The sequence below is a fragment of the Pectobacterium carotovorum genome, assembly GCA_016415585.1.
In the GTDB taxonomy this organism is placed as follows: domain Bacteria; phylum Pseudomonadota; class Gammaproteobacteria; order Enterobacterales; family Enterobacteriaceae; genus Pectobacterium; species Pectobacterium carotovorum_K.
This window is the reverse complement of the sequence record CP066552.1, coordinates 4,733,034-4,743,928: the sequence shown is the minus strand read 5'-3', so window position 1 is coordinate 4,743,928 and position 10,895 is coordinate 4,733,034. Positions and strand designations below refer to the sequence as shown.

General features: G+C 49.2%; 11 protein-coding genes. All 11 read left to right on the top strand.

Annotated elements, in window-relative coordinates:
* Positions 1-359: 359 nt before the first annotated feature.
* Positions 360-2,249, top strand: a complete 1,890-nt coding sequence (mnmG, locus tag JFY74_21140) for a tRNA uridine-5-carboxymethylaminomethyl(34) synthesis enzyme MnmG (protein ID QQG28507.1) — start codon at positions 360-362, stop codon at positions 2,247-2,249.
* An 82-nt stretch (positions 2,250-2,331) separates the two neighbouring features.
* Complete coding sequence (gene rsmG / locus JFY74_21135; GenBank protein ID QQG28506.1) at positions 2,332-2,952, top strand: 16S rRNA (guanine(527)-N(7))-methyltransferase RsmG; 621 nt, start codon at positions 2,332-2,334, stop codon at positions 2,950-2,952.
* A gap of 623 nt (positions 2,953-3,575) precedes the next feature.
* Positions 3,576-3,959 (top strand): F0F1 ATP synthase subunit I, encoded by a 384-nt coding sequence (gene atpI / locus JFY74_21130; protein ID QQG28505.1) that lies wholly within the window; start codon positions 3,576-3,578, stop codon positions 3,957-3,959.
* Between the two features lie 22 nt (positions 3,960-3,981).
* Positions 3,982-4,782, top strand: a complete 801-nt coding sequence (gene atpB, locus JFY74_21125; protein QQG28504.1) for a F0F1 ATP synthase subunit A — start codon at positions 3,982-3,984, stop codon at positions 4,780-4,782.
* 49 nt (positions 4,783-4,831) lie between these two features.
* On the top strand, positions 4,832-5,071 hold the full coding sequence (gene atpE / locus JFY74_21120; GenBank protein QQG28503.1) for a F0F1 ATP synthase subunit C: 240 nt from the start codon (positions 4,832-4,834) through the stop codon (positions 5,069-5,071).
* Positions 5,072-5,134: 63 nt separating this feature from the next.
* Entirely contained in the window at positions 5,135-5,605 is a 471-nt protein-coding gene (gene atpF, locus JFY74_21115; protein ID QQG28502.1) for a F0F1 ATP synthase subunit B, read from the top strand.
* Positions 5,606-5,619: 14 nt separating this feature from the next.
* Entirely contained in the window at positions 5,620-6,153 is a 534-nt protein-coding gene (gene atpH / locus JFY74_21110) for a F0F1 ATP synthase subunit delta (GenBank protein QQG28501.1), read from the top strand.
* Between the two features lie 12 nt (positions 6,154-6,165).
* Positions 6,166-7,707, top strand: coding sequence for a F0F1 ATP synthase subunit alpha (gene atpA / locus JFY74_21105; GenBank protein ID QQG28500.1), 1,542 nt, complete (start codon positions 6,166-6,168; stop codon positions 7,705-7,707).
* Positions 7,708-7,759: 52 nt separating this feature from the next.
* The gene (gene atpG / locus JFY74_21100) at positions 7,760-8,623 is read left to right on the top strand and encodes a F0F1 ATP synthase subunit gamma (GenBank protein ID QQG28499.1); all 864 of its coding nucleotides are present in this window, start codon (positions 7,760-7,762) and stop codon (positions 8,621-8,623) included.
* 47 nt (positions 8,624-8,670) lie between these two features.
* Positions 8,671-10,053, top strand: a complete 1,383-nt coding sequence (atpD, locus tag JFY74_21095; protein QQG28498.1) for a F0F1 ATP synthase subunit beta — start codon at positions 8,671-8,673, stop codon at positions 10,051-10,053.
* Positions 10,054-10,072: 19 nt separating this feature from the next.
* Positions 10,073-10,492, top strand: coding sequence for a F0F1 ATP synthase subunit epsilon (atpC, locus tag JFY74_21090; GenBank protein ID QQG28497.1), 420 nt, complete (start codon positions 10,073-10,075; stop codon positions 10,490-10,492).
* Positions 10,493-10,895 lie beyond the last annotated feature (403 nt).

Here is a 10,895-nt window from a genome sequence, read left to right as displayed (position 1 = left end):
CTATGCTTATTTCAGGTGTAAAAGCAGTAGTTATCCCAATAACAACCCTAGTATGTTTTTTGTCCTGTGTATAACTCCACATTAAGATCCCAGCTTATACTGGCTAGGATCACCGATCATTCACAGGTAAGGATCATCTCCATTCTCTTGATCTTTAATATGAATAATCACTTATCCACACAACATGACGATCCTAATAAGAGATCTAATAAAGAGATCTTTAAATAAAAAGATCTTTCTTTAATTAACGAGGATCCAACGGACTTGGTCGTTGGCTCAAAGTTGAGTAGAATCCCCTCCCCAGGGCAAATAACGATCGTTCGCCACTCATCATTCGCGATAATGCGAGGAGCAGTACCATGTTTTATCCAGATCCATTTGACGTCATCGTGATCGGTGGCGGTCATGCCGGAACAGAAGCAGCAATGGCTTCTGCCCGAATGGGCCAACAGACGCTTTTGCTCACACACAATGTCGACACGCTGGGACAAATGTCTTGCAACCCGGCGATCGGCGGTATTGGGAAAGGTCATCTGGTTAAAGAGATCGATGCCATGGGAGGCTTGATGGCGCGTGCCGTCGATCAGGCAGGTATACAGTTTAGGATACTAAACAGCAGTAAAGGCCCAGCGGTCAGAGCAACACGTGCACAAGCGGATCGCGTGCTCTATCGTCAGGCTGTTCGCACCGCGCTGGAGAATCAGCCAAACCTGATGATCTTCCAGCAGGCTGTTGACGATCTGATTGTGGAAAACGATCGTGTCGTTGGTGCCGTTACCCAGATGGGACTAAAATTCCGTGCAAAAGCCGTGGTGTTGACGGTAGGCACTTTCCTTGACGGCAAAATTCACATTGGGCTGGATAACTACAGCGGTGGACGTGCAGGCGATCCGCCTTCCATTCCACTGGCGCGCCGCTTACGTGAACTGCCTCTGCGCGTCAATCGCCTGAAAACCGGTACTCCGCCGCGTATTGACGCCAGAACTATCGATTTTAGTGTGCTGTCTCAACAGCACGGTGACAACCCGATGCCGGTTTTCTCATTCCTGGGTAATGCGAGCCAGCATCCGGCGCAAATGCCGTGCTACATCACGCATACCAATGAGAAGACCCATGATGTGATCCGTAACAATCTGGATCGTAGCCCGATGTATGCAGGGATCATCGAAGGGATCGGCCCACGCTATTGCCCATCGATCGAAGATAAAGTCATGCGCTTTGCCGATCGAAATACGCATCAGATCTTTCTTGAACCGGAAGGACTGACCAGCAACGAAATTTATCCTAACGGGATCTCAACCAGTTTGCCGTTTGACGTCCAGTGGCAGATTGTTCGCTCAATGGCAGGGATGGAGAATGCACGCATTGTTCGTCCTGGCTATGCGATTGAGTACGATTTCTTCGATCCTCGCGATCTGAAACCTACGCTGGAAAACAAATTTATTCATGGCCTGTTCTTCGCCGGGCAGATCAACGGGACAACAGGTTATGAAGAAGCGGCCGCACAGGGCATGCTGGCAGGGTTGAATGCGGCTCGACTGGCTGCCGATAAGGAAGGCTGGTCGCCACGTCGCGATCAAGCTTATCTAGGCGTGCTGGTTGACGATCTCTGTACGCTGGGGACGAAAGAGCCCTACCGTATGTTTACCTCACGCGCTGAATATCGTCTGATGCTGCGTGAAGATAACGCCGATCTGCGTTTGACTGAAATGGGTCGTGAGCTGGGAATGGTCGACGATCATCGCTGGGCACGTTTCAACGAGAAGCTCGAGAGTATTGAAAAAGAGCGTCAGCGCTTGCGCGACATTCATGTTCATCCGCAATCTGAGCAGCTAGACCAGATCAACTCACTGCTGAAGACGCCGCTGTCCCGTGAAGCGAATGGTGAAGAGCTGCTTCGTCGCCCAGAAGTGGATTACGTTCAGCTTACTGCGCTACCGTTGTTTGCCCCAGGATTAACCGACGAGCAGGCTGCAGAACAGGTTGAAATTCAGGTCAAATACGAAGGGTATATTGCTCGTCAGCAGGATGAAATCGAGAAACAGCAGCGTAATGAAAATGCACTGCTGCCTGCAGATCTGGATTACAAACAGGTGAGTGGATTGTCCAATGAGGTGATTGCCAAGCTAAACGATCATAAACCTTCGTCGATCGGCCAGGCTTCACGGATTTCTGGCATTACGCCTGCGGCAATCTCCATTCTGCTGATCTGGCTTAAAAAACAGGGTCTGCTGCGCCGCAGCGCCTGATTTACGGTAAACTTATCCCCTAAATAGCCGGTTATCCGGCTATTTTTATTATTAACTTCATATTTTTCATCGGGATCTTATTGTGCGCAACACACTCGATAATCTGCTAAACGCGGCTGGTATGGTGATTTCAGATAAGCAAAAAAATCTTCTGATACAGTATGTTGACATGCTGAATAAGTGGAACAAAGCTTATAACCTGACGTCGGTACGCGATCCGCAGCAAATGCTTGTCCGCCATATCATGGACAGTATCGTGGTTGAGCCACATTTACACGGGCAGCGTTTTATCGATGTGGGGACCGGGCCTGGGTTACCGGGAATTCCATTGGCGATTGTTCGCCCTGAGTCGCATTTCACCTTGTTGGATAGCCTGGGTAAGCGTGTGCGCTTCCTGCGTCAGGTACAACATGAACTACAGCTTGAAAATATCACGCCAGTGCAGAGTCGCGTTGAGGCGTTTCCAGCAGAACCGCCTTTTGATGGGGTGATCAGCCGGGCATTTGCCTCTTTGCAGGACATGATTAGCTGGTGTAGTCATCTTCCAGCCAGACCAGCAGGGCGGTTTTATGCTCTAAAAGGCGTACTTCCAGAGGATGAATTGTCATCCTTGCCACAAGGTGTCCTATTGGATCAGGTTGTTCGCTTATCCGTTCCCGATCTGGAAGGTGAGCGCCATTTGATCGTGCTTAAACCAAACTAATTTTGTTTTTTATCAAAAAAATTATAACTAAATATTGCGTGTCAGGATGCCACCTCGTCTGTCGGTGGCATGGTTCCAGAACGCATCGCGATCACTGAAATTTTACATCTTCGTTTTTTCAGCGTTGTCCTTTTGCTTTCGCACTGAATAATAACGAGTGAAAATAAATCATCAGCATCAAAATTTAGTTATTTTTGTGTTAATTAAGTAAAAAAATGATATCAATAATGTCAAGAGGTGGTTGAAACGTTGTTTATTGCCCTTTTTGAATGCTGTTTTTAATAACCTATTGAAATTAAATAAAATAAATACGTTTTATTGCTAAGGGCAAAAAAAGACACATCCTGTTGTAAATATTCGTAAGTCCTTTTATGTGAGTCATATCACAGATTAGAAGCCTTTAGAAATTAATGACACCAGATATGAGTCGTGAGGATTGTTAGTAAAAACGGGGCTTCAGAAAGAAATTTAAATAATTGTTCACCTTTTCGCTACTTATCGATTGAATTCGCAGGTATGACCCGTATAATTTGCTCGTTTTTTGCTGCTTGACTCAGTGGTGTAAAGGCAGTTTTATACGTCATTCGGTATACCTCTGAAAAGGTACGGAGAGAGCAAACGTCATGCCTGTATCCCTTTACAGCGGAAAAGTAGCCTTAAGGCTGCTGTTGTTACAGTTAGTGACTTTTGCTTTGTTGAGTGCTGCTTTCAGCCTCAATAGCGTCAACGCTGCTGCTTCTGCATTAGGCGGAGGATTGGCAGCTTGGTTACCGAATGTGTTGTTTGTGCTGTTTGCCTTACGTCACCAGTCACACAAGCCTGCTGATGGGCGTGTGGCCTGGTCATTCGCAATTGGCGAGGCGCTTAAGGTATTTATCACCATTGCACTGTTAGTGGTGGCGTTAGGCGTGTTTAAAGCGGCATTCTTTCCGCTTGGCCTGACTTATTTATCGGTGCTGGTTATGCAGATCGTGGCACCGGCCGTAATTAATCGTTGCCGTAATTAACAACAAAAGGGTAAGAGACATCATGGCTGCTGGAGAAATCTCTACTCCGCAAGAGTATATCGGTCACCACTTGCAGCATTTGCAGGTCGGGACGGGTTTTTGGTCGATCAACGTCGATTCGATGTTTTTCTCCATCGCTCTTGGGATCCTCTTTCTGGTTATCTTTCGCCGCGTAGCTAAACATGCGACCAGCGGTGTGCCAGGTAAGCTGCAAACGGCTGTCGAACTGATTATCGGTTTCGTTGATGGCACCGTACGCGATATGTTCCATGGCAAAAGCAAACTGATTGCTCCTCTGGCGCTGACCATTTTCGTCTGGGTTTTCCTGATGAACCTGATGGACCTGTTGCCTATCGATCTGTTGCCGCAAGCTTGGGCGGGTATCTATAGCCTGCTGGGATACGATCCGGCGCATGCTTATCTGCGTGCTGTGCCGACGGCTGACGTGAACATCACGCTGTCGATGGCGCTTGGGGTGTTTATCCTGGTTCTGTTCTACAGCATCAAAATGAAGGGTCTCGGTGGTTTTGTTAAAGAACTGACCATGCAGCCGTTCAACCATCCAGTATTTATTCCTATCAACCTGATTCTTGAAGGTGTCAGCCTGCTGTCCAAACCTATTTCCTTAGGCTTGCGACTGTTTGGCAATATGTATGCGGGTGAGTTGATCTTCATCCTGATTGCCGGTCTGTTGCCGTGGTGGTCACAATGGCTGTTAAATGTGCCTTGGGCTATTTTCCACATTTTGATTATTACGCTTCAGGCTTTTATTTTCATGGTTCTGACGGTTGTTTATCTCTCGATGGCATCTGAAGAGCATTGATTTTCTTTCAACAAATAACGTTTTTAACTGAAACAAACTGGAGACTGTCATGGAAAACCTGAGTGTGGATCTGCTGTACATGGCTGCCGCGTTAATGATGGGTTTGGCGGCAATCGGTGCTGCGATCGGTATCGGCATTCTGGGTGGTAAATTCTTGGAAGGTGCTGCTCGTCAGCCTGACCTGATTCCTTTACTGCGTACACAGTTCTTTATCGTCATGGGTCTGGTTGATGCCATCCCGATGATCGCTGTTGGTCTGGGGCTGTATGTGATGTTTGCGGTGGCCTAAGCAGAATGTTTTCTGCTGAGGTTAAAACATCAACTTATTTAACTTTGAAAGAGGCATTGTGCTGTGAATATTAATGCAACAATCCTCGGCCAGGCCATTGCGTTCGTCCTGTTTGTCTGGTTCTGCATGAAGTATGTATGGCCGCCGATGATGGCAGCCATCGAGAAGCGTCAGAAAGAAATTGCTGACGGTCTGGCTTCTGCTGAACGTGCCAAAAAAGATTTGAACTTGGCTCAGGCCAATGCGACAGATCAACTGAAGAAAGCCAAAGCGGATGCTCAGGTTATCATCGAGCAGGCGAACAAACGCCGTGCTCAGATCCTGGATGAGGCGAAAGCTGAAGCGGAAGCTGAACGTAACAAGATTGTGGCGCAGGCGCAGGCTGAAATCGAAGCCGAACGTAAACGTGCTCGTGAAGAGCTGCGTAAGCAAGTTGCCGTATTGGCGATTGCCGGTGCCGAGAAAATTATTGAACGTTCCGTGGATGAAGCTGCTAACAGCGACATCGTTGATAAACTGGTCGCTGAACTGTAAGGAGGGAGGGGCTGATGTCTGAATTTGTCACGGTAGCTCGCCCCTACGCCAAAGCAGCTTTTGACTTTGCGGTTGAGAATCAGGCCTTGGATCGCTGGCAGAACATGCTGGCGTTTTCGGCCGAAGTGGCGCGCAATGAGCAGATTGCCGAGTTGCTTTCTGGTGCAGTTGCACCGATTGAGCTGGCGAAAACATTTATTGCCGTTTGTGGTGATCAACTTGATGAAGCCGGTCAGAACCTGATTAGGGTGATGGCCGAGAACGGACGTTTACCAGTGCTTCCTGAAGTACTGGAACAATTTATTCAACTGCGGGCAACTCTGGAATCGACGGTTGACGTCGATGTGATTTCTGCCAGCACGTTGAGTGAGCAGCAGCAATCAAAGATCGCTGCCGCTATGGAAAAACGTCTGTCACGCAAAGTGAAGCTGAATTGCAAAATTGATAAGTCTGTCATGGCCGGCGTGGTTATTCGCGCGGGCGATATGGTGATAGATGGCAGCATTCGCGGTCGTCTGGAACGTCTGGCAGACGTCTTGCAGTCTTAAGGGGACTGGAGCATGCAACTGAATTCCACCGAAATCAGCGAACTGATCAAGCAGCGCATTGCTCAGTTCAATGTGGTGAGCGAAGCTCACAATGAAGGTACTATTGTTTCCGTCAGCGACGGAATCATCCGTGTCCACGGTCTGGCAGACGTGATGCAGGGAGAGATGATCTCTCTGCCGGGTAACCGTTATGCGATCGCACTGAACCTGGAGCGCGACTCCGTTGGTGCGGTAGTTATGGGTCCGTATGCGGATCTGGCTGAAGGCATGAAAGTAAAATGCACCGGCCGTATTCTTGAAGTTCCAGTTGGCCGCGGCCTGCTGGGTCGCGTGGTCAACACGCTGGGCGCACCGATTGACGGTAAAGGCGCACTGGATCACGACGGTTTCTCTGCGGTTGAAGCGATTGCGCCTGGCGTTATCGAACGTCAGTCCGTTGATGAGCCGGTACAAACGGGCTATAAGTCCGTTGACGCCATGATTCCAATCGGTCGTGGTCAGCGTGAGCTGATTATCGGTGACCGTCAGACGGGTAAAACCGCGCTGGCCATCGACGCCATCATCAACCAGCGTGATTCCGGCATCAAATGTGTGTACGTCGCTATCGGCCAGAAAGCTTCCACGATTTCTAACGTGGTACGTAAACTGGAAGAGCACGGCGCACTGGAAAACACCATTGTTGTTGTTGCTACCGCGTCTGAATCTGCTGCTCTGCAATATCTGGCACCGTATGCCGGTTGTGCGATGGGCGAGTACTTCCGCGACCGTGGTGAAGATGCACTGATTATTTATGATGACCTGTCTAAACAGGCCGTTGCTTATCGTCAGATTTCTCTGCTGCTCCGTCGTCCGCCAGGTCGTGAAGCTTATCCTGGTGACGTTTTCTATCTCCACTCCCGTTTGCTGGAGCGTGCATCGCGTGTTAACGCCGATTACGTTGAAGCATTCACCAAAGGTGAAGTGAAAGGGAAAACCGGTTCGTTGACCGCTCTGCCGATCATCGAAACGCAAGCGGGTGACGTTTCTGCGTTCGTTCCGACCAACGTAATTTCTATTACCGATGGTCAGATCTTCCTGGAATCCAACCTGTTTAACGCCGGTATTCGTCCTGCGGTTAACCTAGGGATCTCCGTATCCCGTGTGGGTGGTGCAGCACAGACCAAGATCATGAAAAAACTGTCCGGTGGTATTCGTACCGCGCTGGCACAGTACCGTGAACTGGCAGCATTCTCTCAGTTCGCTTCCGATCTTGATGATGCAACCCGTAAGCAGTTGAGCCACGGTCAGAAAGTGACCGAGCTGTTGAAGCAGAAACAGTATGCGCCGATGTCTGTCGCACAGCAGTCTCTGGTTCTGTTTGCGGCGGAACGTGGTTATCTGGAAGATGTTGAGCTGTCGAAAGTCGGTAGCTTTGAAGCGGCACTGTTGGCTTATGCTGACCGTGAGCATGGCGAACTTCTGCAACAAATCGATCAGACTGGCGCTTATAACGATGAGATCGAGGGCAAGTTTAAAGGCATCCTCGATACTTTTAAGGCAACCCAGTCCTGGTAACGCCCGGTGGCCTGCTGTAAAGCAGGCCGCAAGGCTTTGAGGAGAAGCAAAGATGGCCGGCGCAAAAGAGATACGTAGTAAGATCGCAAGCGTCCAAAATACGCAGAAGATCACCAAAGCAATGGAAATGGTCGCCGCTTCCAAAATGCGTAAATCGCAGGATCGTATGGCGGCCAGCCGTCCTTATGCGGAAACCATACGCAATGTGATTGGTCACCTTGCGTTAGGAAATCTGGAATATAAACACCCGTACCTGGAAGAACGCGATGTTAAGCGCGTTGGGTATTTGGTGGTGTCTACTGACCGTGGCCTGTGCGGTGGTTTGAACATTAACCTGTTCAAGAAACTGCTGGCTGATATGAAATCCTGGAGCGACAAAGGCGTTGAAACTGATTTAGCGCTGATTGGTTCCAAAGCGGTTTCTTTCTTCGGTTCGGTAGGCGGAAACATTGTTGCTCAGGTTACCGGTATGGGGGACAACCCTTCCGTATCAGAATTGATCGGCCCGGTTAAAGTTATGCTGCAAGCCTATGACGAAGGTCGTCTGGACAAGCTGTATATCGTCAGCAACAAGTTTATTAATACCATGTCTCAGGAACCGCTTGTTGTTCAAGTGTTACCGTTACCGCCTTCGGATGACGGTGAGTTGAAGAAGAAAGCCTGGGATTACCTGTATGAACCCGATCCTAAGTCGCTGCTGGATACCCTGCTGCGCCGTTATGTAGAATCTCAGGTTTATCAGGGCGTCGTAGAAAATCTGGCTAGTGAGCAGGCCGCGCGAATGGTTGCGATGAAAGCCGCGACCGATAACGGCGGTAGCCTGATCAAAGAGCTGCAGTTGGTATACAACAAAGCTCGTCAGGCCAGCATTACCCAGGAACTCACCGAAATCGTCGGGGGAGCCTCCGCGGTTTAAAGCAGGTTTACGAATTACGTATTGTCGAATTACGTAGAGGATTCAAGATGGCTACTGGAAAGATTATCCAGGTAATCGGCGCCGTGGTGGACGTCGAGTTCCCGCAAGATGCCGTACCGAAGGTGTACGATGCGCTTGAGGTAGAGAACGGCGCTGAAAAACTGGTGCTGGAAGTGCAGCAGCAGTTGGGCGGCGGCATTGTTCGTTGTATCGCAATGGGTTCTTCTGACGGCCTGCGTCGCGGGTTGAACGTGAATAACCTGAACCACCCGATCGAAGTGCCGGTAGGTAAAGCAACGCTGGGTCGTATCATGAACGTATTGGGCGATCCAATCGACATGAAAGGCGACATCGGCGAAGAAGAGCGTTGGGCTATTCACCGTTCAGCTCCTAGCTATGAAGAGCTGTCAAACTCACAGGAACTGCTGGAAACCGGCATCAAGGTTATCGACCTGATGTGTCCGTTTGCCAAGGGCGGTAAAGTGGGTCTGTTCGGTGGTGCGGGCGTAGGTAAAACCGTAAACATGATGGAGCTGATCCGTAACATCGCGATCGAGCACTCCGGTTACTCCGTGTTTGCAGGTGTTGGTGAGCGTACCCGTGAAGGTAACGACTTCTACCACGAAATGACCGACTCCAACGTAATCGATAAAGTATCACTGGTGTATGGTCAGATGAACGAGCCGCCGGGTAACCGTCTGCGTGTAGCATTGACCGGTCTGACCATGGCGGAAAAATTCCGTGATGAAGGCCGTGACGTACTGCTGTTCGTCGATAACATCTACCGTTATACCCTGGCCGGTACGGAAGTATCTGCACTGCTGGGTCGTATGCCTTCTGCGGTAGGTTATCAGCCGACACTGGCGGAAGAGATGGGCGTTCTGCAAGAACGTATCACCTCAACCAAAACCGGTTCTATCACCTCCGTTCAGGCCGTTTACGTTCCTGCGGATGACTTGACTGACCCATCACCAGCCACCACCTTTGCTCACTTGGATGCAACCGTGGTACTGAGCCGTCAGATCGCTTCTCTGGGTATCTACCCGGCAGTTGACCCGCTGGATTCCACCAGCCGTCAGTTGGATCCGCTGGTTGTTGGTCAGGAACACTATGATGTTGCCCGTGGCGTGCAGTCTATTCTGCAACGTTATCAGGAACTGAAAGACATCATCGCGATTCTGGGTATGGACGAGCTGTCTGAAGAAGATAAGTTGGTGGTATCCCGTGCGCGTAAGATTCAGCGCTTCCTGTCTCAGCCGTTCTTCGTAGCGGAAGTATTTACCGGTTCTCCGGGCAAATACGTTTCCCTGAAAGACACTATCCGTGGCTTTAAAGGGATTATGGAAGGCGAATACGACCACCTGCCAGAGCAGGCGTTCTACATGGTTGGTTCCATTGAAGAAGTCGTGGAAAAAGCCAAGAAACTGTAACGCCTTGTAGGAGGGTGACATGGCTATGACTTACCATCTGGATGTCGTGAGTGCAGAACAGCAAATGTTCTCCGGTCTGGTGCAGAAGATCCAGGTAACGGGGAGCGAAGGCGAACTGGGTATTTATCCGGGACATGCCCCTCTGCTTACTGCCATTAAGCCGGGTATGATTCGTATCGTTAAGCAGCACGGTGAGGAAGAGTATATCTATCTTTCTGGCGGCGTCCTTGAGGTGCAGCCGAATATGGTCACCGTACTGTCTGATACCGCTATCCGTGGGCAGGATCTAGATGAAGCACGTGCGCTGGAAGCGAAGCGTAAAGCCGAAGATCATATCCGCAATTCGCATGGCGATGTGGATTATGCTCAGGCTTCCGCAGAGCTGACTAAAGCGATTGCGAAGCTGCGTGTTATCGAGCTGACCAGAAAAGCGATGTAACAGATAAGCTTGTAATAATTGAAGGCCAGTCAGTTCACACTGACTGGCCTTTTCAAAACCTACTAATAACCACGTCCACAGGACGTGGTTATTAGTAGGTTTTTGTCTTTTGATTTAAATTTAACAGGCCTGATGTAGAGGCCATAATGTCAATTTTTACCTCTCTTCCCGCCGTAACAGCAACGCTAACATTTTAGACCATGTGAAACAGGGCAGATCCTGCAATTTACTAATACAGATAAAGTACCGACATACACGGAAAGATGTTTATTTTTCATAATATTTGCAACCGAACCTTTTATTTCGCCCCAAAAAATTTTTTTTGATATGAACAACATTAAATAAAGTGTAATTTTCTAGTTTTGAGTGGTGTAAAAATGAATATTAGTGCTTATGTGAAATC

Excerpts from the sequence above, each read along its gene's own strand:
- mnmG (QQG28507.1), top strand. The coding sequence starts at position 360 with ATGTTTTATCCAGATCCATTTGACGTCATCGTGATCGGTGGCGGTCAT.
- atpI (QQG28505.1), top strand. The coding sequence starts at position 3,576 with ATGCCTGTATCCCTTTACAGCGGAAAAGTAGCCTTAAGGCTGCTGTTG.
- atpB (QQG28504.1), top strand. The coding sequence starts at position 3,982 with ATGGCTGCTGGAGAAATCTCTACTCCGCAAGAGTATATCGGTCACCAC.
- atpE (QQG28503.1), top strand. The coding sequence starts at position 4,832 with ATGGAAAACCTGAGTGTGGATCTGCTGTACATGGCTGCCGCGTTAATG.
- atpH (QQG28501.1), top strand. The coding sequence starts at position 5,620 with ATGTCTGAATTTGTCACGGTAGCTCGCCCCTACGCCAAAGCAGCTTTT.
- atpA (QQG28500.1), top strand. The coding sequence starts at position 6,166 with ATGCAACTGAATTCCACCGAAATCAGCGAACTGATCAAGCAGCGCATT.
- atpG (QQG28499.1), top strand. The coding sequence starts at position 7,760 with ATGGCCGGCGCAAAAGAGATACGTAGTAAGATCGCAAGCGTCCAAAAT.
- atpD (QQG28498.1), top strand. The coding sequence starts at position 8,671 with ATGGCTACTGGAAAGATTATCCAGGTAATCGGCGCCGTGGTGGACGTC.
- atpC (QQG28497.1), top strand. The coding sequence starts at position 10,073 with ATGGCTATGACTTACCATCTGGATGTCGTGAGTGCAGAACAGCAAATG.